The following is a 25514-nucleotide window of genomic DNA, read 5'->3' as shown; positions in this document are numbered from 1 at the left end:
GCCTCCGGGAAGCCCGCGGAATAGATCCGGCCCCACCCCGGTTTTGGGGGATGCGGCCAGTGCTGGCAGACTGGTACGTCGGCTCCGGTTCACGCTTCCGCATCCCGCGGCTGCGACCCGGCGCCCTCCCGATACATAGGAGACACCTTGAAGCGCGACATCCACCCCGAGTACGTCGAGACGCAGGTCAGCTGCACCTGTGGCGCGTCGTTCACCACCCGTAGCACGATCCAGAGCGGCACCGTCCGCGCCGAGGTCTGCTCCGAGTGCCACCCGTTCTACACGGGCAAGCAGAAGATCCTCGACACCGGTGGCCGTGTGGCCCGCTTCGAGGCCCGCTTCGGCAAGGCTGCTGCCGGCTCCAAGAAGTAGCGAGCCACCTGCGCCGGTCCTTGGCCGCGCCCTGCTTCGGGGCGCGCCGGGACCGGCGTTTTTGGTCGCCGCCCTTCCACCGTCGTACGCATTTCAGGAGCCCAAGATGTTCGAGGCCGTCGAGGAACTCATCGGCGAACACGCCGACCTGGAGAAGCAGCTCGCCGACCCGTCGGTCCACGCCGACCAGGCCAACGCGCGCAAGCTCAACAAGCGCTATGCCGAGCTGACCCCGATCGTCGCCGCGTACCGCTCCTGGAAGCAGACCGGCGACGACATCGAGACCGCCCGCGAGCTGGCCGCCGACGACCCGGACTTCGCCGCCGAGGTGAAGGAGCTGGAGCAGCAGCGCGAGGAGCTCACCGAGAAGCTGCGGATGCTGCTGATCCCGCGCGACCCCAGCGACGACAAGGACGTCATCCTCGAGATCAAGGCGGGCGCGGGCGGCGACGAGTCCGCCCTGTTCGCCGGCGACCTGCTGCGCATGTACCTGCGGTACGCGGAGCGCATCGGCTGGAAGACCGAGATCATCGACTCCACGGAGTCCGAGCTCGGCGGCTACAAGGACGTCCAGGTCGCCGTGAAGACCAAGGGCAACGCCACGCCGGAGCCCGGCCAGGGCGTCTGGGCCCGGCTGAAGTACGAGGGCGGGGTGCACCGCGTGCAGCGCGTGCCCGCGACCGAGTCCCAGGGCCGTATCCACACCTCCGCCGCCGGTGTCCTCGTGACGCCCGAGGCCGAGGAGATCGACGTGGAGATCAACCCGAACGACCTGCGCATCGACGTGTACCGGTCGTCGGGGCCGGGCGGCCAGTCCGTCAACACGACCGACTCCGCGGTCCGCATCACCCACCTCCCGACCGGTGTCGTCGCCTCCTGCCAGAACGAGAAGAGCCAGCTGCAGAACAAGGAGCAGGCGATGCGTATCCTGCGCTCCAGGCTCCTCGCGGCGGCCCAGGAGGAGGCGGAGAAGGAGGCCGCGGACGCCCGCCGCAGCCAGGTCCGCACTGTCGACCGCTCCGAGAAGATCCGTACGTACAACTTCCCGGAGAACCGCATTTCGGACCACCGCGTGGGCTTCAAGGCGTACAACCTTGACCAGGTGCTCGACGGTGAACTCGACGCCGTGATCCAGGCGTGCGTCGACGCGGACTCGGCCGCGAAGCTCGCCGCCACGTCCTGAGCCGGTGCCGGGCCTGCCCCGGCACCACGACCCCGTAAGACGACCGCTCTGCCCCGGAGGACCAGCGTGAACCTGCTGCTCGCGGAAGTGGCCCAGGCCACTCGGCGGCTGGCCGACGCCGGCGTGCCCTCGCCGCGCAACGACGCGGAGGAGCTCGCCGCGTTCGTGCACGGCGTGAAGCGGGGCGAGCTGCACACGGTCAAGGACGCGGACTTCGACGCCCGCTACTGGGAGGCCATCGCCCGCCGCGAGGCCCGCGAACCGCTCCAGCACATCACCGGACGTGCGTACTTCCGCTATCTGGAGCTCCAGGTGGGGCCCGGCGTCTTCGTGCCCCGGCCCGAGACCGAGTCCGTCGTCGGCTGGGCGATAGACGCCGTGCGTGCGATGGACGTCGTCGAGCCGCTGATCGTCGACCTGTGCGCGGGCTCCGGCGCGATCGCCCTCGCCTTGGCACAGGAGGTGCCGCGGTCCCGGGTGCACGCCGTGGAGCTCTCCGAGGACGCCCTCGAGTGGACCCGCAAGAACGCCGAGGGCTCCCGGGTCACCGTCCACCAGGGCGACGCGCTCACCGCGCTGCCCGAGCTCAACGGCCAGGTGGACCTCGTCATCTCCAACCCGCCGTACATCCCGCTCACCGAGTGGGAGTACGTCGCCCCCGAGGCACGCGACCACGACCCCGAACTCGCCCTGTTCTCCGGCGAGGACGGGCTCGACACCATCCGCGGCCTGGAGCGCACCGCCCACCGGCTGCTGCGTCCCGGCGGCGTCGTCGTCGTCGAGCACGCGGACACGCAGGGCGGCCAGGTGCCGTGGATCTTCAGCGAGGAGGCGGGCTGGGCCGACGCGGCCGACCATCCCGACCTGAACAACCGGCCGCGCTTCGCGACCGCCCGCAAGGCACTGCCATGACGGCCGCGGCTCCGACCCAGACCAAGATCCAGTACGTGTACTTCGTGTACGAGGAGGCTCGCTAAATGGCACGGCGATACGACACCAATGACGCGACCGACCGCACCACCGGTCTGCGTGAGGCCGCGTCCGCCGTCCGTCGTGGCGAGCTGGTCGTGCTGCCCACCGACACCGTGTACGGCATCGGGGCCGACGCGTTCAGCTCCGAGGCGGTCGCCGATCTGCTGGAGGCCAAGGGCCGCGGGCGCAACATGCCCACGCCCGTCCTCATCGGCTCCCCGAACACCCTCCACGGGCTCGTCACGGACTTCTCGGAGAAGGCGTGGGAGCTCGTCGACGCCTTCTGGCCGGGCGCGCTGACGCTGGTCGCCAAGCACCAGCCGTCGCTCCAGTGGGACCTTGGGGACACCCGTGGCACCGTCGCCGTGCGTATGCCGCTGCACCCGGTCGCCATCGAGCTGCTGACCGAGGTCGGTCCCATGGCGGTGTCGTCGGCGAACCTCACCGGCCACGCGGCCCCCGAGGACTGCGACGCCGCGCAGGAGATGCTCGGCGACTCCGTCTCCGTGTACCTGGACGGCGGTCCGACGCCCGGCAACGTGCCGTCGTCGATCGTCGATGTGACGGGTGAGGTGCCTGTGCTGCTGCGTGCCGGTGCGCTGGACGCCGAGGAGCTCCGCAAGGTCGTACCCGACCTCGAGGTGGCCAATTGACAGCCCCTGACGCGGGGCGTGGCATAGGCACGGGGGTCTTCGAGGACAACGGGGACACTTTCCGCATCCTCCACGTCAGCACCGGCAACGTGTGCCGCTCGCCGATCACCGAGCGGCTGACCCGTCATGCCCTGACGGACCGGCTCGGCGACCGGTTGGGCGGTGGCCTCATCGTGGAAAGCGCCGGCACCTGGGGCCACGAGGGCGCCCCGATGGAGACCAACGCGGAGGCCGTCCTCGCCGAGTTCGGCGCGGACGCCAGCGGGTTCGTGGGGCGCGAGCTCCTCGACGACCACGTCATCCGGGCCGACCTCGTACTGACCGCCACGCGCGACCACCGGGCGCAGGTCATCTCGATGGGGCACTCGGCGGGGCTGCGCACGTTCACCCTCAAGGAGTTCACGCGGCTCGTCCAGGCCATAGACCCCGCGACGCTGCCCGATCCGGACGAGGGCGTGGTCGCGCGTGCGCGTGCCCTGGTGCGGGCTGCCGCGGCTCTACGCGGGTGGCTGCTGGCGCCGAATGTCGAGGCGGACGAGGTGTACGACCCGTATGGGGCACCGTTGCCGTTCTTCCGCTCGATCGGGGACGAGATCCATCAGGCGCTGGAGCCGGTGGTGACGGCGCTGACGGGCGTGCCGGCGCGCATGTAGCGCCGCGCCGCGCTGCGCGCTGCCTCCGCTCCGCTGTGGAGCGGGAGCGGCTCGGCGTGCTTGCCTACGGCCGTACAACACCGGGCGCCCCACCTTCCCCGGCCCTACATTGGACATAGCCCACCGTCCAGGTCCGGAGCGTGCCATGTCGGTGACCGAAGCATCAGGGGTGTCAGGCGTCGTACGGCCCGTGGGGCCGGACTTCGAGGCGCTGCGGCGGCAGGACCCGGAGCTCGCCGAGGTGCTCCTGGGAGAGCAGGCACGGCAGGCTTCGGCGCTCCAGCTCATCGCCGCCGAGAACTTCACCTCACCCGCCGTCCTCGCGGCGCTCGGCTCCCCGCTCGCCAACAAGTACGCCGAGGGATACCCCGGCGCCCGCCACCACGGCGGCTGCGAGTTCGTCGACGTCGCCGAGCGCATCGCCATCGAGCGCGCCAAGGCCCTCTTCGGCGCCGAACACGCCAACGTCCAGCCGCACTCCGGATCCTCGGCCGTTCTGGCCGCGTACGCCGCCCTGCTGCGCCCCGGTGACACCGTGCTGGCCCTGGGCCTCCCGTACGGCGGGCACCTCACGCACGGCTCGCCCGCCAACTTCTCGGGACGCTGGTTCGACTTCGTCGGCTACGGCGTCGATCCCGAGTCGGGGCTCATCGACTACGAGCAGGTGGACGCGCTGGCCCGGAAGCACCGGCCCAAGGCGGTGGTCTGCGGCTCCATCTCGTATCCGCGGCACATCGACTACGCGGCCTTCCGGGACATCGCCGACGAGGTAGGGGCCTATCTGATCGCCGACTCCGCTCACCCCATGGGACTCGTGGCCGGGGGAGCGGCGCCCAGCCCCGTCCCGTACGCGGACGTCGTCTGCGCGACCACGCACAAGGTGCTGCGCGGGCCGCGCGGCGGCATGGTCCTGTGCGGCGCCGGGCTCGCGGAACGGATCAACCGTGCCGTGTTCCCGTTCACGCAGGGCGGAGCGCAGATGCACACCATCGCGGCGAAGGCCGTCGCGTTCGGGGAGGCGGCCACGCCCGCGTTCGCCGCGTACGCCCGTCAGGTCGTCGCCAATGCGCGCGTGCTGGCCGACGGGCTGGCGGCCGAGGGGCTCGCGCTCACCACCGGCGGCACGGACACGCATCTGATCTGCGCGGATCCGGCCCCCCTCGGCCTTGAGGGGCGTACCGCGCGCGGCCGGCTCGCCGCAGCCGGGATCGTGCTGGACACCTGCGCGCTGCCCCACGGGGACGCGCGCGGGCTGCGCCTCGGCACCGCGGCCGTCACCACCCAGGGCATGGGCGAGGCGGAGATGGTGCGGATCGGGGCGCTGCTCGCGGCGGTGCTGCGCGAGGAGGTCGACAACCGGCAGGCCCGCGAGGAGGTGCGCGAGCTGACGCAGGCGTTCCCGCCGTACCGGAGCTGAGGAATACGTCTCGTCTGCGGTGCGGTCCGGCGCACCCGCGTCGGCAAGTCCGCCGCATCCACCTGGAGGAATCCGCCCGTATCCGGGTCGAAGCCGGGTAGGCGCCCACGCGTGAGCTGCCACTCGTGCAACCATTCTCGCTACCCGGAGGTCCTCCACCGTATGCAGGCGAGGCTAGGGTGTGGGGCTGTGATGGCCAGCGATATCTGTGGGGAAGCCTGTGCGTGAATACCTGCTGACGCTCTGTATCACGGCCGCGGTGACCTACCTGCTGACCGGCCCGGTGCGAAAGTTCGCTATCGTCGCCGGGGCGATGCCGGAGATCCGCGCGCGTGACGTGCACCGCGAACCGACGCCGAGGCTCGGCGGGATCGCGATGTTCTTCGGGCTCTGCGCAGGTCTGCTCGTCGCCGACCATCTGACGAACCTCAACGCGGTCTTCGAGAACTCCAACGAGCCACGGGCGCTGCTCTCCGGCGCGGCGCTGATCTGGATCATCGGTGTCCTCGACGACAAGTTCGAGATCGACGCCCTGATCAAGCTCGGCGCCCAGATGATCGCCGCGGGCGTCATGGTCATGCAGGGCCTGACGATCCTGTGGCTGCCCGTGCCCGGCGTCGGCTCCGTCTCGCTGACCCAGTGGCAGGGCACCCTGCTCACCGTCGCGCTCGTCGTCGTCACCATCAACGCCGTGAACTTCGTCGACGGCCTCGACGGCCTGGCCTCCGGCATGGTCTGCATCGCGGCCGCGGCGTTCTTCATGTACGCGTACCGCATCTGGTACGGCTACGGGCTCGAGGCCGCGGCCCCCGCGACGCTGTTCGCCGCGATCCTGATGGGCATGTGCCTGGGCTTCCTGCCGCACAACATGCATCCCGCCAGGATCTTCATGGGCGACTCCGGCTCGATGCTCATCGGGCTCGTGCTGGCCGCGGGCGCCATCTCCATCACGGGCCAGGTCGATCCCGACGCACTCAAGCTGTTCGCCGGATCCGAGAAGGCGGCCGTGCACCAGACGGTGCCGGTCTACATCCCGCTGCTGATGCCGCTGACGATCATCGCGATCCCCGCAGCCGACCTGGTGCTGGCGATCGTGCGCCGCACCTGGCGCGGCCAGTCGCCGTTCGCGGCCGACCGGGGCCATCTGCACCACCGGCTCCTGGAGATCGGCCACTCCCACAGCCGAGCGGTCCTGATCATGTACTTCTGGTCGGCGCTGATCGCCTTCGGCGCCCTGGCCTACTCGGTGAACTCGGCGTCCATGTGGATCGTGCTCACCATCGTGGTACTCAGCGCGGTCGGCCTGGTGCTGCTGCTGCTGCCCCGCTTCACACCGCGCGCCCCGCGCTGGGCCGAGGGCGTCGTCCCGCCGCGCTACCGCCGCTCGTCCGTCGCCGACGCGGCCGCCGAGCCTGCCGTGGTGTGTGCGCTCGCAGCGGCCGCGGAGACCGACGCAGCGGCCGGCGAGAAGGTGGCCGGCAGGCCCCTGGCGGACGAGCCGGTGGTGGCCGCTACGAGTGCCGCGGTGCATTCCGCTGCGGGCGAAGCGGGTCCGCACGCGAACGGTTCCGCTGAGGACCATCGGGCACCCGTTACGGCAGGGGTCAACGGGGTCAACGGGGCGACAGCCATCGGCGCCCGGTCTCGCTTCCTGGACCGACGAAAAGCGGGAACGCACCGCTGACCTGGGACGTAAGACACACGGCAAAACATCCCAATACCGGACAAGTCACTCCAGTTTCCCGCACAGACGCGCGGGATCCCACTCACGTGTGACGGTCTCCACACTTTCAAGGTAAAGACCTCATCAAATAGATTGTGATACCGTTCACGAGACCCGGAGATAGAGCCGAAGGTCCGTAGTGCGACGGTCCATTGGCGCGAGATCACCTCGACCGGGGATCATGTTTCAAGCTCGTCCATGACGACACCTGCCCCCACCCGCGAGCGGAGTCGCCTCCATGCCGTCCAATGACGCTCGGATCGTTCTTCAGGCCGCTGTGCCCACAGCTGCCGTCGGTGCCATTGCCGCCGTCGTCAGCGGCGTGGTCGCGGGCGGCAAGGGAGCGGTCGGCGCGATCGTCGCGACGCTGGTCGTGATCCTGTTCATGGGTCTCGGGATGGTCGTTCTGCAGCGCACTGCCAAATCGCTTCCGCACCTGTTCCAGGCGATGGGCCTCCTGCTCTATGCGGCGCAGGTCCTGCTGCTGTTCGTCTTCCTGGCGGTGTTCAAGAACACCACCCTGTTCCACCCCAAGGCCTTCGCTTTCACGCTCCTCGCGACCACCCTCGTATGGATCGCGACCCAGACGCGTGCACACATGAAGTCCAAGATCCTCTACGTCGAACCGGATTCCTCGACGGGCAGCACGCCCGAAAAGACGGGACCGTCGTCGTGAAGGGTAGGGCCGGGATAAATGCGCGGTTGAGAGCCTGCTATCGTCCGGTGCCAACTGCGGCACTGCGGGCGCGGGCATCAGAGCTGACGCCTGCTCTAGCGCGAGGCTTGATGCCCGACCGCCGCCCCCACATCCGTAACACCAGTCCAGTGCCGAACCGCGGCTGCACGCCGCGCCGACACAACGAGGTTGCCGTACCTATGCGCCACGCTGAAGGAGTCCGCGGTGAGTGCTGACCCGACGCAGGTGCTCGCCTTCGAGACCGATTGCCACATCTTCGACGGTTGTGGATTCCCGGCTCCCGGCCTGCACTCGTTCCTGTTCGAGCCCCTCTGGGGCGACGCGAACAGCAACTTGTACTTCAACAAGCCCATGCTGCTGGCGCTGCTCGGCTCGATCATCGTGGTCGGCTTCTTCTGGACCGCCTTCCGCAAGCCGAAGGTCGTCCCGGGCAAGCTCCAGATGGTCGCCGAGGCCGGCTACGACTTCATCCGGCGCGGCATCGTCTACGAGACGCTCGGCAAGCGCGAGGGCGAGAAGTACGTCCCGCTGATCGTCTCGCTGTTCTTCTTCGTCTGGATGATGAACCTCTGGTCGATCATTCCGGTCGCATCGTTCCCGGTGACGGCGATCATCGCCTACCCGGCGGTTCTGGCCGCGATCGTCTACGTCCTGTGGGTCTCGCTGACCTTCAAGCGGCACGGCTTCGTCGGCGCCTTCAAGAACTTCACCGGCTACGACAAGTCGCTCGGCCCGGTTCTCCCGCTGGCCATGTTCATCGAGTTCCTCTCGAACCTGATCGTCCGGCCCTTCACGCACGCCGTCCGACTCTTCGCGAACATGTTCGCGGGCCACACGCTGCTGCTGCTCTTCACGATCGCCAGCTGGTACCTGCTGAACGGCATCGGCATCGCCTACGCGGGCGTGTCCTTCATCATGACCCTCGTGATGACGGCCTTCGAGCTCTTCATCCAGGCGCTGCAGGCGTACGTGTTCGTACTCCTGACCTGCACCTTCATCCAGGGCGCGCTCGCCGAGCACCACTGAGCGCCCAGACCGACCACAGTCGTCCGGTGGCCAACCCCCACCGGTCCGTAAAAGAGAAGGAAGAAACGGCATGTCCGCTGCCATCGACCTCGCTGCCGGCGTCTCCGGCTCCCTCGGCTCCATCGGCTACGGCCTCGCGGCCATCGGCCCCGGCGTCGGCGTCGGCATCATCTTCGGTAACGGCACCCAGGCCCTGGCCCGCCAGCCCGAGGCCGCCGGTCTGATCCGTGCCAACCAGATCCTCGGCTTCGCCTTCTGTGAGGCGCTCGCCCTCATCGGCCTGGTCATGCCGTTCGTCTACGGCACCTGATCGTCTTCTTCACGACCAGACCACTAGACGAAAGGCACTGAGATGAGCCCACTGCTCACTATCGCGGCTGAGGAGATGGAGAATCCCCTCGTCCCGCCGATTCCCGAGCTCGTCATCGGCCTGATCGCCTTCGTCATCGTCTTCGGTGCTCTCGCCTGGAAGCTCCTCCCGAACATCAACAAGGTTCTGGAAGACCGCCGCGAGGCCATCGAGGGCGGTATCGAAAAGGCCGAGGCCGCTCAGACCGAGGCCCAGAGCGTGCTCGAGCAGTACAAGGCTCAGCTCGCCGAGGCCCGGCACGAGGCCGCGCGCCTGCGCCAGGAGGCACAGGAGCAGGGCGCTGCCCTCATCGCCGAGATGCGCGCGGAGGGTCAGCGGCAGCGCGAGGAGATCATCGCCGCCGGCCACACGCAGATCGAGGCCGACCGCAAGGCCGCTGCGCTCACGCTGCGCCAGGATGTCGGCACGCTCGCCGTCAACCTGGCCGGCAAGCTCGTCGGTGAGTCCCTCGAGGACCACGCCCGGCAGAGCCGCACCATCGACCGCTTCCTCGACGAGCTCGAAGAGAAGGCCGAGGCAAGTCGATGACTGCGCACGGAGCGAGCCGCGAGGCCCTGGCTGCCGCACGTGAGCGTCTCGACGCGCTGACGGACTCGACGTCCGTCGACGCGGCCCGGCTCGCCGGCGAGCTGGCCGCGGTCACCGCGCTGCTCGACCGCGAGGTGTCGCTGCGTCGGGTCCTCACCGACCCGGCGCAGTCCGGCGACGCCAAGGCGGAGCTGGCAGGGCGCCTGCTGTCCGGACAGGTGGGCGGCGAGACCGTCGACCTGGTCTCCGGCCTGGTGCGCTCCCGCTGGTCGCAGCCGCGCGACCTGGTGGACGCGATCGAGGAGCTGGCGAGCATCGCCGACCTCACCGCCGCGCAGAAGGCGGGCACGCTCGACAACGTCGAGGACGAGCTGTTCCGGTTCGGCCGGATCGTCTCCTCGAACACCGAGCTGCGTGCCGCGCTGACGGACCGCGCCGCGAGCGCCGCCGCCAAGCGGGAGCTGCTGCACAGGCTGCTCGGCGGCCGTGCCGAGGCCGTGACCGAGCGGCTGGTCGAGCGTCTTGTGGCCCAGCCGCGGGGACGTAGCCTGGAAGCGGGACTCGAGTCCCTCTCCAAGCTCGCCGCGGAGCGCCGGGACCGCCTGGTCGCCGTCGTGACCTCGGCCGTGCCGCTGTCGGACCGGCAGAAGCAGCGTCTGGGCGCAGCCCTGGCGAAGCTCTACGGCCGGCAGATGCACCTCAACCTCGACGTGGACCCGGAGGTCCTCGGCGGGATCCAGGTGCAGGTGGGCGACGAGATCATCAACGGCAGCATCGCGGACCGCGTCGAGGACGCGAAGCGCCGGCTGGCCGGCTGACCGGCCGCCACCAACTCAACAAGCAGTTTTTTACGGCCCGGGTTGGGCCGTGCAGAGAATGCAGAGTTTCTGGGGGCCCGCGGCGGAGTCGCTAAAGGCACAGCCCCAGAGCCCCCCAAAGAAACTTCGGGCCCAACAAGGAGAGCAGGGAACCCAGATGGCGGAGCTCACGATCCGGCCGGAGGAGATCCGGGACGCGCTGGAGAACTTTGTCCAGGCGTACAAGCCGGACGCGGCCTCGCGCGAGGAGGTCGGGAAGGTCACTGTTGCCGGCGACGGCATCGCGAAGGTCGAGGGTCTGCCCTCGGCCATGGCCAACGAGCTGCTGAAGTTCGAGGACGGCACCCTCGGCCTCGCCCTCAACCTCGAGGAGCGCGAGATCGGTGCCATCGTTCTCGGTGAGTTCAGCGGCATCGAGGAGGGCCAGCCGGTCACCCGTACCGGCGAGGTCCTGTCGGTCGCCGTGGGCGAGGGCTACCTCGGCCGCGTCGTCGACCCGCTCGGCAACCCGATCGACGGCCTCGGCGAGATCGCGACCGAGGGCCGCCGCGCCCTCGAGCTGCAGGCCCCCACGGTCATGCAGCGCAAGTCGGTGCACGAGCCGATGGAGACGGGCTACAAGGCCGTCGACGCGATGACCCCGGTCGGCCGCGGCCAGCGTCAGCTGATCATCGGTGACCGCCAGACCGGCAAGACCGCCCTGGCCGTCGACACGATCATCAACCAGCGCGACAACTGGCGCTCGGGCGACCCGAAGAAGCAGGTCCGCTGCGTCTACGTCGCCATCGGCCAGAAGGGCTCCACCATCGCGTCCGTGCGCGGCGCGCTGGAGGAGGCCGGCGCCCTCGAGTACACGACGATCGTCGCCGCCCCGGCGTCCGACCCGGCCGGCTTCAAGTACCTCGCCCCCTACACCGGCTCGGCCATCGGCCAGCACTGGATGTACGAGGGCAAGCACGTCCTGATCATCTTCGACGACCTGTCGAAGCAGGCCGACGCCTACCGTGCCGTGTCCCTGCTGCTGCGCCGTCCGCCGGGCCGTGAGGCCTACCCGGGCGACGTCTTCTACCTGCACTCCCGTCTGCTGGAGCGCTGCGCGAAGCTGTCGGACGACATGGGCGCCGGCTCGATGACCGGTCTGCCGATCGTCGAGACCAAGGCGAACGACGTGTCGGCGTTCATCCCGACCAACGTCATCTCCATCACCGACGGCCAGTGCTTCCTGGAGTCCGACCTGTTCAACGCCGGTCAGCGTCCGGCCCTGAACGTCGGTATCTCGGTCTCCCGTGTCGGTGGCTCCGCCCAGCACAAGGCCATGAAGCAGGTCTCCGGCCGTCTCCGCGTCGACCTCGCCCAGTTCCGTGAGCTGGAGGCGTTCGCCGCCTTCGGTTCCGACCTGGACGCCGCGTCCAAGGCCCAGCTGGGCCGTGGTCAGCGCATGGTCGAGCTGCTGAAGCAGGCGCAGTACCAGCCGATGGCCACCGAGGACCAGGTCGTCTCCGTCTGGGCCGGCACCACCGGCAAGATGGACGACGTGCCGGTCGAGGACATCCGCCGCTTCGAGCGCGAGATGCTCGACTACCTGCACCGCAAGGAGCAGGGCCTCATGACCTCCATCAAGGAGGGCGGCAAGATGTCGGACGACACCCTGCAGGCCGTGGCCGAGGCGATCGCGGAGTTCAAGAAGCAGTTCGAGACCTCGGACGGCAAGCTGCTCGGCGACGACACGCCCGCTGCTGCCGCCAAGTGACGACGGAAGGGACCTGACTCATGGGAGCGCAGCTCCGGGTCTACAAGCGTCGCATCCGGTCCGTCACCGCGACCAAGAAGATCACCAGGGCGATGGAGATGATCGCCGCCTCGCGCATCGTCAAGGCGCAGCGCAAGGTGGCGGCCTCCACGCCGTACGCGACCGAGCTCACCCGCGCGGTCACGGCGGTGGCGACCGGGTCGAACACCAAGCACCCGCTGACGACGGAGGCCGACGCACCGGCCCGCGCCGCGATTCTGCTCATCACGAGCGACCGCGGTCTGGCCGGCGGCTACAACTCCAACGCCATCAAGGCGGCGGAGCAGCTCACCGAGCGGCTGCGCGGCGAGGGCAAGGAGGTCGACACCTACATCGTCGGCCGCAAGGGCGTCGCCTACTACGGGTTCCGTGAGCGCCCGGTCAAGGACTCGTGGACCGGCTTCACCGACGAGCCCTCGTACGCGGACGCCAAGAACGTCGCCGGCCCGCTGATCGAGGCGATCCAGCAGGAGACGGCCGACGGCGGCGTGGACGAGCTCCACATCGTCTTCACCGAGTTCCTCTCGATGCTGACGCAGACGCCGGTGGACAGCCGCCTGCTGCCGCTGAGCCTCGAGAGCCTCGAGGAGGGCAAGGAGGAGCTGGCCGCACAGCACGAGATCCTGCCCCTGTTCGAGTTCGAGCCGTCGGCGGAGGACGTCCTCGACGCCCTGCTGCCGCGGTACGTCGAGAGCCGGATCTACAACGCGCTGCTGCAGTCGGCGGCCTCCAAGCACGCCGCCACGCGGCGCGCGATGAAGTCCGCCACCGACAACGCGGGTGAGCTCATCAACACGCTCTCCCGACTTGCCAACGCGGCCCGCCAGGCCGAAATCACCCAGGAAATCAGCGAGATCGTCGGTGGCGCAGGAGCCCTGGCCGACGCGACCGCGGGGAGTGACAAGTAATGACGACCACTGTTGAGACGGCCGCCGCCACGGGCCGCGTCGCCCGGGTCATCGGCCCGGTCGTCGACGTGGAGTTCCCCGTCGACGCGATGCCGGAGATCTACAACGCGCTGCACGTCGAGGTTGCCGACCCGGCCAAGGCCGGCGAGAAGAAGACCCTGACGCTCGAGGTCGCGCAGCACCTGGGCGACGGCCTGGTGCGCACGATCTCGATGCAGCCCACCGACGGTCTGGTCCGCCAGGCCGTGGTGACCGACACGGGTGCCGCCATCTCGGTGCCGGTCGGCGACTTCACCAAGGGCAAGGTGTTCAACACCATCGGTGAGGTGCTGAACGTCGACGAGACCTACGAGGGCGAGCGCTGGCCGATCCACCGCAAGGCGCCGAACTTCGACCAGCTCGAGTCCAAGACCGAGATGTTCGAGACCGGCGTCAAGGTCATCGACCTTCTCACCCCGTACGTCAAGGGTGGAAAGATCGGTCTGTTCGGTGGTGCCGGCGTCGGCAAGACGGTGCTCATCCAGGAGATGATCTACCGCGTCGCCAACAACCACGACGGTGTCTCCGTGTTCGCCGGTGTCGGTGAGCGCACCCGTGAGGGCAACGACCTCATCGAGGAGATGTCGGACTCGGGCGTCATCGACAAGACCGCGCTGGTCTTCGGTCAGATGGACGAGCCGCCGGGCACCCGTCTGCGCGTGGCCCTCGCGGGTCTGACCATGGCGGAGTACTTCCGCGATGTGCAGAAGCAGGACGTGCTGTTCTTCATCGACAACATCTTCCGCTTCACGCAGGCCGGTTCCGAGGTCTCGACCCTGCTCGGCCGTATGCCCTCCGCGGTGGGCTACCAGCCGAACCTGGCCGACGAGATGGGTCTCCTCCAGGAGCGCATCACCTCGACCCGTGGTCACTCGATCACCTCGATGCAGGCGATCTACGTCCCCGCGGACGACCTGACCGACCCGGCCCCGGCCACCACGTTCGCCCACCTCGACGCGACGACGGTTCTGTCCCGTCCGATCTCCGAGAAGGGCATCTACCCGGCCGTGGACCCGCTGGACTCCACGTCCCGCATCCTGGACCCGCGCTACATCGCGCAGGACCACTACGACTGCGCCATGCGCGTCAAGGGGATCCTGCAGAAGTACAAGGACCTCCAGGACATCATCGCGATCCTCGGTATCGACGAGCTCAGCGAGGAGGACAAGCTGGTCGTCCAGCGTGCCCGCCGCGTGGAGCGCTTCCTGTCGCAGAACACCCACGTCGCCAAGCAGTTCACCGGCGTGGACGGCTCGGATGTGCCGCTCGACGAGTCGATCACCGCGTTCAACGCGATCTGCGACGGCGAGTTCGACCACTTCCCGGAGCAGGCGTTCTTCATGTGCGGTGGTCTCGAGGACCTCAAGAAGAACGCGAAGGAGCTCGGCGTCTCCTGAAGTCGGCCGGCTCGACAGAGTCGTGTGACTTTCTGAGGGGGACGGGCGGCGTCCCGTCCCCCTCGCCACGCCCACTGCTTCACCTTCCGGGGCAAGCCCCTGGACCCCGGCCGAGAGGCTCGGGGCGGGCCCCGGCGCTTCGGCGTCCGGAGCCCTACTAGACTTATGACCCAACACCCGGCTGACCCGCCGGGTGGTGACCCGAGGAGCCACCCTTGGCTGCTGAGCTGCACGTCGAGCTGGTCGCCGCGGACCGCCAGGTCTGGTCCGGCGAGGCCACCCTGGTCGTCGCACGCACCACGTCCGGCGACATCGGCGTCATGCCCGGTCACCAGCCGCTGCTCGGTGTGCTGGAATCGGGCCCGGTGACGATCCGTACGAGCGACGGCGGGACCGTCGTGGCTGCGGTGCACGGCGGATTCATCTCGTTCGCGGACAACAAGCTGTCGCTGCTGGCCGAGATCGCCGAGCTCTCCGACGAGATCGATGTCCAGCGCGCGGAGCGGGCTCTCGAGCGTGCGCAGACGGAGGCCAACGCCTCCGCCGAGCGCCGTGCGGAAGTCCGACTGCGTGCTGCGACGGCGCGCTGAGCAGGCGCGCGGAGTTACGTGACTCAGCCGCGGCCGGGACCGGAGTGCCACTCCGGACCGGGCCGCGGCTGAGGCAATGCGGGTGCAATCTGGTTGAGCCGTTACTGATGGGGCGAGGAGGTCCTTACTGATGATCCTCGCTCTGGTTGTGTGCGGTCTCGTGATCGTCGTGCTGGTGCTGGTGGGACTCTTTGCCTTCGGGCTGCGCCGGCGGCTCATCCAGCGTTCCGGTGGCACCTTCGACTGCAGCCTGCGCTGGCACGCCCGGGACACGCATGGCGGCCCGGACGCCGTCCCAGGCGGGACCCCCTCCGGCAAGGGCTGGGGATACGGCATCGCCCGGTACAGCGGCGACCGCGTCGAGTGGTTCCGGATCTTCTCGTACGCCCCCCGGCCGCGCCGGGTCCTCGAGCGCTCGGCGATCGAGGTGGTCGGCCGCCGCGCCCCCGAGGGCGAGGAGGAGCTGGCGCTGCTCTCCGACGCGATCGTGCTGGCATGTACGCACCGCGGGGAGCGGCTCGAGCTGGCGATGAGCGAGGACGCGCTCACCGGTTTCCTGGCGTGGCTGGAGGCGGCGCCTCCGGGGCAGAGGGTCAACGTGGCCTGAGTGCCGCGTGACGTTGCGTCGGCATGAAGAAGCCGGGGAGACAGGGGGCGTTCCTGTCTCCCCGGCTTCGTCTGTGGGGTGCCCCGCCGGCGCGGGGGACCAGGTGACTACTTCAGGCCGTTGTTGATGGCGGCCACCAGCTCGCCGTCGGCGGTGTCGCCGCTGAACTCCCAGAAGAACGCGCCGCCCAGGCCCTTGTCCTTCGCCCAGCCCATCTTGGTCCGGATGGTCGACGGGGTGTCGTAGCTCCACCAGTCCGTGCCGCAGTGCGCGTAGGCCGTGCCGCCGACCTTGCCGGTGGCCGGGCAGGTGTTCTTGAGGACCTTGTAGTCCTCGAAGCCGTCCTCGTAGGTGCCCGCGGCGGGACCGGTCGCCGTGCCGCCCGGCTTCGACTGCGTGACGCCCGTCCAGCCGCGGCCGTAGAAGCCGATGCCGAGCAGCAGCTTGTTGGCCGGTACGCCCTGGGTCCTCAACTTGGCGATGGCGGCGGCCGAGTTGTAGCCCTCGGCCGGGATGCCCGGGTACGACGTGAGCGGGGAGTGCGGGGCCGTGGGGCCGTTCGTCGCCCAGGAGCCGAAGAAGTCGTACGTCATCACGTTGTACCAGTTGACGTAACGTGAGGCGGTTCCGTAGTCGACAGCGTCGATCTTGCCGCCGTCCGAGGCGTCCGCGGTGATGGCGGCCGTGACGAGGTTCTTGGAACCGAACTTCGCACGCAGCGCGGACATCACGTTCCCGAACCCGTCCGCGCCGCTGGTGTCACAGGTCAGGCCGCAGGCGTTCGGGTACTCCCAGTCGATGTCGATGCCGTCGAAGACATCGGCCCAGCGGGGGTCCTTGACGAGGTTGTAGCAGGAGTCGGCGAACGCCGCCGGGTCCTTGGCGGCCTCCGAGAAGCCGCCTGACAGGCTCCAGCCGCCGAAGGACCAGAGCACCTTGAGGTTCGGGTACTTGGCCTTGAGCTTGCGGAGCTGGTTGAAGTTGCCGCGCAGCGTCTGGTCGTCGGAGTCCGCGACGCCGTCCACGGACTGCTCCGCGGAGTACGGCTTCTCGTAGTCGGCCCAGCTGTCGGCGACGGTGCACTTGCCGCCCTCGACGTTGCCGAACGCGTAGTTGACGTGCGTGATCTTGGCGGCGGAGCCGGACGTCACCAGGTTCTTCACGTGGTAGTCGCGGCCGTAGATGCCCCACTCGGTGAAGTAGCCGAGCTTGACCTTGCCTGCCGCGGGCCCGGCGATCACGTTTGTGTCCTTGGCATTGGCGGTGTCGGTGGCGGCGGCGGTCGGGCTTGCCGCTGCCAGGGCGGCGAACGGGAGCAGCAGGGTCGCGAACCCTGCCACGGCTCTGAGCTTGAAGCGCATCCAGCGCCTCCTCGGGGTGCGGTCCGGTCGTAAGGGGAGGTGGAACCAGGCCTGCGACGCCCGTGAGCGCACACGGTCGACGGCGCGCACGGTCCGGGACACGTGCGGGCCGAGGACTTGTCGTGACATGACACGCTCACCGCAGTGCGGCGAGAATAGAAAGGTCTGGACCATTGGTCAAGGGGTCTGGACCAATGCGCGGCGCGCGGCAGGCGCGGGCGGCCGGCCGCGGCGGCTGCGTCCGGGCGCCCGCGGCGGCTGCGTCCGGGCGCCCAACTCCCGCGCCCGGACGGCCCGCTGGACCGTGCGGGCGCCACCACTCCCCCCGGCGACCGGCTGCTGCTAGCGCTCGCCTCCCGGCACCCACAGCACGTCGCCGACCGCCTTGTTCGCCGTCCTCGCCAGGATGAACAGCAGGTCGGAGAGGCGGTTCAGATACGTCGCGGTGAGGGGGTTCATCGTCTCGCCGTGCACCTCCAGCGCCGCCCATGTGGAGCGCTCGGCCCGCCGGACCACCGTGCACGCCTGGTGCAGCAGGGCCGCGCCCGGCGTACCCCCGGGGAGGATGAAGCTGCGCAGCTTCTCCAGTTGCTCGTTGAAGCGGTCGCAGTCCGCCTCGAGCCGGTCGACGTAGAACTGCTCGACGCGCAGCGGCGGGAACTTGGGGTTCTCCACCACGGGCGTGGACAGGTCCGCGCCCACGTCGAACAGGTCGTTCTGCACGCGGACGAGGACCTTGACGATCTCCTCGTCGAGCCCGCCCAGTGCGAGCGCCGTGCCGATGACGGCGTTGGCCTCGTTGGCGTCCGCGTACGCCGCGATACGCAGATCTGTCTTGGCGGTGCGGCTCATGTCGCCGAGGGCCGTCGTGCCCTTGTCGCCGGTCCTCGTGTAGATGCGTGTCAGGTTGACCATGTGGCCAGCCTAGTTACGGTCTTCCGGAAGCTGCGTGTGCTGATGCTCACGGTGACCGCCGTGGAGCCGAGGGTCATGCCCCGGACCGCACGCCGGCGGCGGCACTTCGGGTGCGCCTTCGAAGACATGACATCACTCCGTGAGCGGGTGTCGCCCCAGATGCTCGTGCTGCTCGATGAAACGGAGTGGCTACTGAGCCGGAGAGGCCTCAACTGTGCACGGTGGGCCCCGGAATGAGCCCTGCCGGTGTGATGTCCGTCATTTGAGACGTGACGAGCATCTCTTCCCGGTCACAGGGCGCGCCGCGAGCGCTAGTGTCCGCCGCAGGGTCGAATATAAGCAGTGTGTAAGCCGATTCAGGGGAGTCGATCAGTGGCACGGAAGCTTGCCGTCATCGGGGCCGGGCTCATGGGGTCCGGCATCGCCCAGGTCTCAGCCCAGGCGGGCTGGGACGTCGTTCTGCGCGATGTCACCGACGAGGCGCTGACGCGTGGCACGGACGGCATCAAGGCCTCGTACGACAAGTTCGTCGCCAAGGGCAAGATGGACGCGGAGGCCGCTCAGGCGGCGCTCGGCCGCATCACCACGACCACCGACCTGGACGCGGCCGCGGACGCCGACATCGTCGTCGAGGCCGTGTTCGAGAAGCTCGAGGTCAAGCACGAGATCTTCCGGACGCTCGACAAGCTCGTAGGCGAACACACCGTGCTCGCGTCGAACACCTCCGCCATCCCGATCACCAAGATCGCGGCGGTGACCGAGCACCCGGAGCGCGTCGTCGGCACGCACTTCTTCTCGCCGGTGCCGATGATGCAGCTCTGCGAGCTCGTCCGCGGCTACAAGACGAGCGACGAAACCCTCGCCATCGCGCGGGAGTTCGCCGAATCGGTCGGCAAGACCTGCATCGTCGTCAACCGCGACGTCGCCGGTTTCGTCACCACCCGCCTCATCTCGGCACTCGTCGTCGAGGCGGCCAAGCTGTACGAATCGGGTGTCGCCACCGCCGAGGACATCGACCTCGCCTGCAAGCTGGGCTTCGGCCACGTCATGGGCCCGCTTGCGACGGCCGACCTCACGGGCGTCGACATCCTGCTGCACGCCACCAGCAACATCTACACCGAGTCCCAGGACGAGAAGTTCGCTCCGCCGGAACTGATGCGCCGGATGGTTGACGCCGGTGACATCGGCCGCAAGAGCGGGCAGGGCTTCTACACGTACTGATCTCGTACGGCGTAAGGGTTGACGTCGCCTCACTCGCCGGGGCGGCCTTCCCCCGGTTCTCAAGGGCCTGGGAGGGGCTTCCAGGTCGCGGAGTCGCCCCATCGAGTGAATTCGGTATCGGTTCGCTTACAAGCAGCAACGCTTCTGCCCGAACGGCAGTCAGTTGCAGTGACGAGTGACAAACGCAGACATCATCACGTACTCAGCACTCTCGGGGAGCGCATATGTACATCAGGGGCGACCACGCCGAGCTGGTCGTCGGGGGCCGCCTCGACGTCCGCAGCGCGGCGGACGCCCGAACGGTCCTGCACACGGCTGTCGACGACGGCGTCGGCGATCTGGTGCTGGACCTGTCCGAGCTGGACTCCTGGGACGCCACCGGGCTCGGGGTCATCATGGGCGTACACCGGCGGGCCGGGCGCTGCGGGCGCCGGCTCGTGCTGCGCGGTGTGCCGCCCCAGATGCAGAGGCTGCTCGTGGCCACCCGGCTGCACCGCATCCTCGCCATCGAGGGCGGCATCGGGGTCGAGTCCCTGCCCCGCGTCTGACGGGGGCCATGGGGGCGGGGCGGGGACGTGATCCCGGAAGTCCGACGGGTGAAACCGGTAACGCCGGCGCGACATGCCGTGACATGCGCGCCGCGCACAATCCTCACGAGACTGTGACGTCTCGGACGGCGCAGGACCCCGGCTGTTCGTACATACTGTGCGAAGGTCTAGGGTGCGGTCGCCCGTTTTGAACGACGGACCCACCGACGGGCACCGGACCAGAAGCGACAGCGCAGTGTGCACAAGGCCGGGAGGGGCTCGGCACACGACGCTTTTGGGGGGCTTGACCATGGACCCGACGAACCAGGGACCCGACGACGACTACGGCCATGACGGACTCACCGGCGACGGCGCCGCGCCCAAGCGCCCGCCGCGCGATCCGCTGACGCCCGACTTCGGCCAGCACGCACCGGCGCTCGCCCGCACCGTACAGCTCGTGTCGGGCGACTTCCTGCTCACCGTCAATCCCGTCGACGGCAGCGAGATCGAACCGTGCCCGCCGGGAGAACGCCCGCCGCGGCCCGTGAAGTTCACGGCCGCCGAGCGCGCCGAGCGACGCCGCGCGAGCCTGCCGCCGGAGCCGCCCGGGCCGCCGCTGCCCAGCCTGCCGCTCCTCGAGCGCCAGGAGGAGCGCGAGCGGCTCGCCCGGCTGCTGCAGGGCGGCCGGTCCGTGCGGCTGACCGGGCCCGCCGGCTCGGGGCGCACGGCCCTGCTCGGTGCCGTCGCCGAGGACTGCGCGGACCTCGCCCCCGACGGCGTCGTCCGGCTCTCCGGCTACGGGCGCACGGCGGACGACCTGCTGCACGACCTGTTCGCGGCCGTGTACAACGCGCCGCTCCACCGGCCCGAGAAGGCCCAACTCCTCGAACACGTCCGTGAGATAGGCGCGGTCGTCGTCCTGGACGACCTCGAGTTCGGCGGCAGGGCACTCGACGAGCTGCTCGACACGACCCCCGAGTGCGCCTTCCTCGTCTCGGCCACACCCGACGTCGCCTCGCCCTCCGCGGACTCGCATCTCGAAGAGGTCTTCCTCGGCGGTCTGAGCCGCAGCGGGGGCCTGCAGCTCCTGGAGCGCGCTGTCGGCCGGGTCCTCACCGAGGACGAGGCGAACTGGGCCGGCGACCTGTGGTTCGAGTCCGAGGGCCTGCCGCTGCGCTTCGTGCAGGCCGGTGCCCTGCTGCGCCAGCGCGATGTGCTGCGCGCCGACCCGAACGCCTTCGACGCCTTCGGGTACTACGCCGAGACGCCGGTCGACGCGCCCTTCGACGCCGAGGACGGACACGACGTACCGCTGCCCTCGCTCGGCGAAGCCGCCGCGCCCGCCGGGCTGCTCGCGTCCCGGCTGAGCAAGTCGGCCCGCGTCACGCTGCGGTTCGCCGTCGCGCTCGGCGGCGAGGTGCCGCACCAGGCGCATCTGCCCGCCCTGGTGGGCGACACCCATGCCGACGCGGCCCTCGCGGAGCTGGTGGAGTGCGCCCTCGTCACGCCGGTCGGCTCCCGGTACCGGCTGGCGGCCGGTGTGCCGGCCCAGCTGGAGAGCGCCGGATACGCAGCCGACGCCGACGACCGCGTCCTCACCGCCGCCCGGCACTACGCATGGTGGGCCGCCCACCCCTCGGTCACGCCGGAGCGGGTCTCCGCGGAGGCGGACGCCGTACTGGCGGCGCTGAGCCTGCTCGTGCCCCTCACGACGCCCGTCGACCCCGGCAGCGAGGAGCAGAGCGACGCCGTGCAGCTCGCGCGGGCCGCCGCGCCCGCGTTCGCCGCGGGGCTCGCCTGGAGCGCCTGGGAGCGCGCGCTGCGGTCCGGCTCCGAGGCGGCCAGGGCCGCCGGAGAGGTCGGCGAACAGGCCTACTTCCACCACGAGTTGGGGATCCTCGCGCTCTGCGGCGGCCAGCTGGACCGTGCCCGCGTCGAGCTGGAGGCATCCATAGGGCTGCGCGGGGCGCTCGCCGACAAGCGCGGCACGGTCGCCGGTCGCAGGGCCCTGGCGCTGGTCGCCGATCTCTCGGGCGCCACACCGCCCGGCGGGCGGACGGCGGCGGGCGAGGAGGTGCCCGACGCGCGGTACGAGGAGTCCGCGTCGCCCCCCGGCGGCGTGCCCGCCGCGGCGTACCCGCTCGCCGAACCGGCGGAGGCCACGCTCGTCACCCATCGCGACTCCGCGCGACCGGGCGGCGGAGCCGAGCCCACCGGCGCCCGTCGCGCCATTCTCAGCGGCACCCGGCGCAACCTGGTGGCGGCGGGCGCGGGAGCCCTCCTCGTCGCCGTGCTCGGCACCGTGGTGACGCTCGGCGCCACGTCGGGCAGCGACCAGGGCCCCTCGGAGAAGGTCGGCGTGAACCCGTCGGTGAGCGAGGGCGCGGACAGCGGCGGCATCGGCGCCGACAAGGCGGACCAAGGGGACAACGGCGACACCGACTCGACGAACCGCCCCGCCGACCCGGGCGAGGACGGCATCCTCGGCACGGCGGACGATCCGACGCCGAGCGCGACCGCGAAGCCGTCGGACGACGCCACGGGCTCCAAGGACCCGGACGACCCGACCAAGTCCCCGTCGAAGTCGCCCTCGAAGTCCCCGTCCAAGACGCCGTCGGACGACCCCACGACGCCTTCCGACGACCCGACGACGCCCTCCGGCGACCCGACGCCTTCGGACGAGCCGACGACGCCCACCGAGGACCCGACGCCTACGGCCGAGCCCTCGACCCCGGACACCTCGGACTCGGCCAGCGGCCCGGCCCCGAGCAGCCCGATGGAGACCAGCCCGGAGGCGAGCAGCGAGCCGGCGTCGCCGAGCGGAAGCGAGTCGGGGACGACCAGCGCGTCGTCGGTCATCTGACCGCAGGCAGGGTGGCGAACGCCACGGTACGGCTACGCACGACGGCGTAGCGAGGCGTACGGCAAGGGGGCCGGATCCCGAACGGATCCGGCCCCCTTCCGCGTACCACCGAGTGTCAGAACAGGCGCAGCTTGTCGTCCTCGATGCCGCGCAGTGCGTCGTAGTCGAGGACCGTGCAGCTGATGCCGCGGTCGGTGGCCAGCACCCGCGCCTGCGGCTTGATCTCCTGCGCCGCGAAGACGCCCTTGACCGGCGCGAGATGCGGGTCGCGGTTCAGCAGTTCCAGATAGCGGGTGAGCTGCTCCACACCGTCGATCTCGCCGCGCCGCTTGATCTCCACCGCGACCGTGCCGCCGTCCGCGTCCCGGCACAGGATGTCGACCGGGCCGATGGCCGTCGGGTACTCGCGGCGGATGAGCGTGTAGCCCTCGCCGAGGGTCTCGATGCGGTCGGCGAGCAGTTCCTGCAGGTGCGCCTCCACACCGTCCTTGATCAGGCCGGGGTCCACGCCCAGTTCGTGCGAGGAGTCGTGGAGTATCTCCTCCATCGTGATGATGAGCTTCTCGCCGGCCTTGTTCACCACCGTCCAGACGCCCGTGTCGTCCCCGGCGCCCTCCTTCAGGGTGCAGGGCGGCGACATCCAGTTGAGGGGCTTGTAGGCCCGGTCGTCCGCATGGATCGAGACGCTGCCGTCCGCCTTCACGAGGATGAGGCGGGGAGCGGACGGGAGATGGGCGGTGAGCCGGCCCGCGTAGTCCACGGAGCAGCGGGCAATGACGAGACGCATGGTCGCCAACGCTACTCGACGCGGCGCCATCGACGCGATTCTCGGCCTTTTCGTACACCGCCGCCCGCGACCCGGACCCTCCCGGTCGCCCCTTTTCACCCTGTTCTCCGGTGGCCGGTTGTGGGCGCATTCTCCTGGTGCGCTCAGGATCCGATGTTTACCGTGGATGCGGGAGGTCGCGGGGCGCGCACGCAGCGTGGTCGACATCGCGGACTCCTGCCCTGTCCGTCAGCCCCCGCTTCCCGGGGTCCGAGAGGAGAACCCATGTCGCTCGACGTCTCACCGGCCCTACTTGAACAGGCCGAGCGAGGCGAGGTCGACGAAGCCGCCTTCGTCGACTGCGTCCGGACCTCCCTGCCCTACGCATGGGAGATGATCAGCTCCCTGGTGGCCCAGCTGAAGGTCGACGGCGGTGCGTTCGCCGACAACCAGACGCCTCCGCCGGACGAGCAGGCACGCGGGCAGCTTCTGCGTGCACTTGCGAGTGACGCGATACGCGGCGCCCTGCAGCGGCACTTCGGAGTCCGCCTGGCGTTCCAGAACTGCCACCGTGTGGCGGTGTTTCCGCTGGATGCCGAGGTGGACGAGACGCTGGCCCGGTTCACTTCGGTACGGGCCCAGTTGCTGAACCAGTCTCCCGAACTGCGGGACTGCTAAAGCTTCTTGCTGCCGCTCCGTACGCGGGAGGTGTAAGCAGTACTGGAGCGGCAGCTCCCCGCCGAGGCGCACCGGTACGTGGGCGCGGGCTCTCACACAAGGGTGCGGAATGCGGCATTTCTCGAGCGACGCGGACGGCGCACGGCCGGCGCGCATGCGCCAGGGCCTCCCCGATGCGTGCCCCGCGCCTGGACTCCTGGCGTCACGCCACCTGCGGCAGCACTTCCGCCCCCAGCCTCCGTACGTTCTCCTCGGTCGCCGCGAGATCGCCCGTGCCCTCCACGAGCAGGGCGAAGCGCGTGATGCCGGTGCGCTCCGCGGTCGCCGCGAGGCTGTCGGCGCACTGCCGCGGCGTGCCCACGGGGTGCAGCCCGCAGAGCAGCTCCGTGTACGCGAAGGGGTCCCGCATGCCGCGTCGGCGCCCGTCGACCGTGACATGCGCGGCGAGTCCCTGCCGCAGCCAGCCGGGCATCGCCTTCGACAGCGCCTCCTCCGCCTCGGCCCGGCGGTCCGCGATCTGCACGACCCCGGCCGAGACATGGGCCGCCGCGGAGATCTCCTCGGGACTGCGGCCGGCGTCGCGAGCCGCCGAGCGCCACAGGGCGACCATTTCGGCCTTCTCCTCGTCGCCGCAGTGCATGCCGAGGAGCATCGGCAGGCCGCGCTCGGCGGCGAGCCGGACGCTCGCCGGGGAGGTGCAGGCGACGAGCACCTCGGGCCGCGGGGGACCGGTCATCGCCTCGTCCGGCCGTGGTACGACGGGGACTTCGCGGAAGGAGAACCGCTCGCCCGTACCCGCGACGCGCGGCTCGTTCAGCCAGCGCAGCAGCAGATCGAGGGACTCGGGGAACCCGCTTTCGTACGCCTCCAGGCCGCCGCCGAAGACCTCCAGGTCGACCCAGGGGCCGCCGCGGCCCACGCCCAGCGAGAACCGGCCCCCCGACGTCACGTGCAGCAGCGCGGCCTGTTCGCCGAGGGCCACCGGATGCGCCGTGGGCAGAACGCTCACGGCGGTGCCGACGCGGATGCGGCGGGTGCGGCCGAGCAGCAGGGCGGCGAGCGTCACCGCCGAGGGGCACGTCCCGTACGGCACGAAGTGGTGCTCGGCGATCCATACCGAGTCCAGGCCCGCCTCGTCGGCGACCTCCGCCGTCCGCACCGCTCGGTGCAGGGCCTCTCCCTGGCCCTGGCCGGGGAACTGGGCAGCCAGGACAAAGCTTCCTACGCGCATCGCACTCATGCCTCCTTGGCGCCGACGCGACGAACCCCCTTACCGGCAACAACGCATGACACGTGCCAAGGGCACGGGCGTGCAGGGAGATTGGCCGATTGTCGGCGGAATGTGAGGGGTTTTGGGGTAGTTGGTGGCATGCGCCTACCCATGGGCGTGACGCGTACGCTGGACACGGCCCGTGTTTCCTGTAGAGCCCGTGAGGTGTGC

24 protein-coding genes and 1 pseudogene are annotated in these 25514 nt (G+C 69.9%); 21 read left to right on the top strand and 4 right to left on the bottom strand.

The window, feature by feature from the left end; all coding sequences use genetic code 11:
* Window positions 1-147: 147 nt before the first annotated feature.
* The 17 genes from rpmE to ACWD4J_RS03745 all read left to right on the top strand — a co-directional run bounded on the left by rpmE (window position 148) and on the right by ACWD4J_RS03745 (window position 15742).
* Entirely contained in the window at window positions 148-372 is a 225-nt protein-coding gene (gene rpmE / locus ACWD4J_RS03825; RefSeq protein WP_451393674.1) for a 50S ribosomal protein L31, read from the top strand.
* A 106-nt stretch (window positions 373-478) separates the two neighbouring features.
* The gene (gene prfA, locus ACWD4J_RS03820; RefSeq protein WP_451393673.1) at window positions 479-1555 is read left to right on the top strand and encodes a peptide chain release factor 1; all 1077 of its coding nucleotides are present in this window, start codon (window positions 479-481) and stop codon (window positions 1553-1555) included.
* 66 nt (window positions 1556-1621) lie between these two features.
* The gene (gene prmC / locus ACWD4J_RS03815; protein WP_451393672.1) at window positions 1622-2467 is read left to right on the top strand and encodes a peptide chain release factor N(5)-glutamine methyltransferase; all 846 of its coding nucleotides are present in this window, start codon (window positions 1622-1624) and stop codon (window positions 2465-2467) included.
* Between the two features lie 65 nt (window positions 2468-2532).
* Complete coding sequence (locus tag ACWD4J_RS03810) at window positions 2533-3180, top strand: L-threonylcarbamoyladenylate synthase (RefSeq protein WP_451393671.1); 648 nt, start codon at window positions 2533-2535, stop codon at window positions 3178-3180.
* Entirely contained in the window at window positions 3177-3833 is a 657-nt protein-coding gene (locus ACWD4J_RS03805; RefSeq protein WP_451393670.1) for an arsenate reductase/protein-tyrosine-phosphatase family protein, read from the top strand. The genes ACWD4J_RS03810 and ACWD4J_RS03805 overlap by 4 nt, the downstream gene beginning before the upstream one ends.
* 145 nt (window positions 3834-3978) lie before the next feature.
* Complete coding sequence (locus tag ACWD4J_RS03800) at window positions 3979-5250, top strand: serine hydroxymethyltransferase (RefSeq protein WP_451393669.1); 1272 nt, start codon at window positions 3979-3981, stop codon at window positions 5248-5250.
* 220 nt (window positions 5251-5470) lie between these two features.
* On the top strand, window positions 5471-6934 hold the full coding sequence (locus ACWD4J_RS03795; protein WP_451393668.1) for an MraY family glycosyltransferase: 1464 nt from the start codon (window positions 5471-5473) through the stop codon (window positions 6932-6934).
* Window positions 6935-7211: 277 nt separating this feature from the next.
* Window positions 7212-7649: a hypothetical protein gene (locus ACWD4J_RS03790; protein ID WP_451393667.1), complete on the top strand. Its 438-nt coding sequence runs from the start codon at window positions 7212-7214 to the stop codon at window positions 7647-7649.
* Between the two features lie 210 nt (window positions 7650-7859).
* The gene (gene atpB / locus ACWD4J_RS03785; RefSeq protein WP_451394006.1) at window positions 7860-8696 is read left to right on the top strand and encodes a F0F1 ATP synthase subunit A; all 837 of its coding nucleotides are present in this window, start codon (window positions 7860-7862) and stop codon (window positions 8694-8696) included.
* Between the two features lie 70 nt (window positions 8697-8766).
* Entirely contained in the window at window positions 8767-9006 is a 240-nt protein-coding gene (locus tag ACWD4J_RS03780) for a F0F1 ATP synthase subunit C (protein ID WP_451393666.1), read from the top strand.
* A 42-nt stretch (window positions 9007-9048) separates the two neighbouring features.
* Window positions 9049-9594: a F0F1 ATP synthase subunit B gene (locus ACWD4J_RS03775; RefSeq protein WP_451393665.1), complete on the top strand. Its 546-nt coding sequence runs from the start codon at window positions 9049-9051 to the stop codon at window positions 9592-9594.
* Window positions 9591-10412, top strand: a complete 822-nt coding sequence (locus tag ACWD4J_RS03770; protein WP_451393664.1) for a F0F1 ATP synthase subunit delta — start codon at window positions 9591-9593, stop codon at window positions 10410-10412. The genes ACWD4J_RS03775 and ACWD4J_RS03770 overlap by 4 nt, the downstream gene beginning before the upstream one ends.
* A gap of 157 nt (window positions 10413-10569) precedes the next feature.
* Window positions 10570-12162, top strand: a complete 1593-nt coding sequence (gene atpA, locus ACWD4J_RS03765) for a F0F1 ATP synthase subunit alpha (protein ID WP_451393663.1) — start codon at window positions 10570-10572, stop codon at window positions 12160-12162.
* A gap of 20 nt (window positions 12163-12182) precedes the next feature.
* Window positions 12183-13109, top strand: a complete 927-nt coding sequence (locus tag ACWD4J_RS03760; protein ID WP_451393662.1) for a F0F1 ATP synthase subunit gamma — start codon at window positions 12183-12185, stop codon at window positions 13107-13109.
* The gene (gene atpD / locus ACWD4J_RS03755) at window positions 13109-14545 is read left to right on the top strand and encodes a F0F1 ATP synthase subunit beta (RefSeq protein ID WP_451393661.1); all 1437 of its coding nucleotides are present in this window, start codon (window positions 13109-13111) and stop codon (window positions 14543-14545) included. The genes ACWD4J_RS03760 and atpD overlap by 1 nt, the downstream gene beginning before the upstream one ends.
* A 215-nt stretch (window positions 14546-14760) precedes the next feature.
* Entirely contained in the window at window positions 14761-15135 is a 375-nt protein-coding gene (locus ACWD4J_RS03750; RefSeq protein WP_451393660.1) for a F0F1 ATP synthase subunit epsilon, read from the top strand.
* Window positions 15136-15265: 130 nt separating this feature from the next.
* Window positions 15266-15742: a DUF2550 domain-containing protein gene (locus ACWD4J_RS03745; protein WP_451393659.1), complete on the top strand. Its 477-nt coding sequence runs from the start codon at window positions 15266-15268 to the stop codon at window positions 15740-15742.
* Between the two features lie 107 nt (window positions 15743-15849).
* On the opposite strand, the pseudogene ACWD4J_RS03740 reads toward ACWD4J_RS03745, so the two are convergent.
* Window positions 15850-17022, bottom strand: a pseudogene (locus ACWD4J_RS03740) (glycoside hydrolase family 18 protein); the annotation flags it as partial.
* 423 nt (window positions 17023-17445) lie between these two features.
* Window positions 17446-18018 carry a cob(I)yrinic acid a,c-diamide adenosyltransferase gene (locus tag ACWD4J_RS03735; RefSeq protein ID WP_451393658.1) on the bottom strand — a complete coding sequence of 191 codons (573 nt, stop codon included), beginning with the start codon at window positions 18016-18018 and terminating at the stop codon, window positions 17446-17448.
* Window positions 18019-18390: 372 nt separating this feature from the next.
* Here ACWD4J_RS03735 and ACWD4J_RS03730 point away from each other — a divergent pair, with 372 nt between their 5' ends.
* From ACWD4J_RS03730 to ACWD4J_RS03720, 3 genes are all read left to right on the top strand, one after another.
* Window positions 18391-19239 carry a 3-hydroxyacyl-CoA dehydrogenase family protein gene (locus ACWD4J_RS03730; protein ID WP_451393657.1) on the top strand — a complete coding sequence of 283 codons (849 nt, stop codon included), beginning with the start codon at window positions 18391-18393 and terminating at the stop codon, window positions 19237-19239.
* Window positions 19240-19463: 224 nt separating this feature from the next.
* Window positions 19464-19787, top strand: coding sequence for an STAS domain-containing protein (locus ACWD4J_RS03725; protein ID WP_451393656.1), 324 nt, complete (start codon window positions 19464-19466; stop codon window positions 19785-19787).
* Window positions 19788-20076: 289 nt separating this feature from the next.
* Window positions 20077-22629, top strand: coding sequence for an ATP-binding protein (locus ACWD4J_RS03720; protein WP_451393655.1), 2553 nt, complete (start codon window positions 20077-20079; stop codon window positions 22627-22629).
* 115 nt (window positions 22630-22744) lie between these two features.
* Here the strand turns inward: ACWD4J_RS03720 and nucS are convergent, their stop codons facing one another.
* On the bottom strand, window positions 22745-23416 hold the full coding sequence (gene nucS / locus ACWD4J_RS03715; RefSeq protein ID WP_451393654.1) for an endonuclease NucS: 672 nt from the start codon (window positions 23414-23416) through the stop codon (window positions 22745-22747).
* 264 nt (window positions 23417-23680) lie between these two features.
* Between nucS and ACWD4J_RS03710 the strand changes: the two genes are divergently transcribed.
* Entirely contained in the window at window positions 23681-24073 is a 393-nt protein-coding gene (locus ACWD4J_RS03710; protein WP_451393653.1) for an SCO5389 family protein, read from the top strand.
* Between the two features lie 202 nt (window positions 24074-24275).
* Here ACWD4J_RS03710 and ACWD4J_RS03705 read toward each other — a convergent pair whose 3' ends face one another.
* Entirely contained in the window at window positions 24276-25304 is a 1029-nt protein-coding gene (locus tag ACWD4J_RS03705; RefSeq protein ID WP_451393652.1) for an LLM class flavin-dependent oxidoreductase, read from the bottom strand.
* Window positions 25305-25514: the final 210 nt, after the last annotated feature.

The organism is Streptomyces sp. NPDC002577, assembly GCF_053594815.1.
Note: the sequence above shows the minus strand (reverse complement) of the source record. Positions and strands in the feature narration are given on the sequence as shown.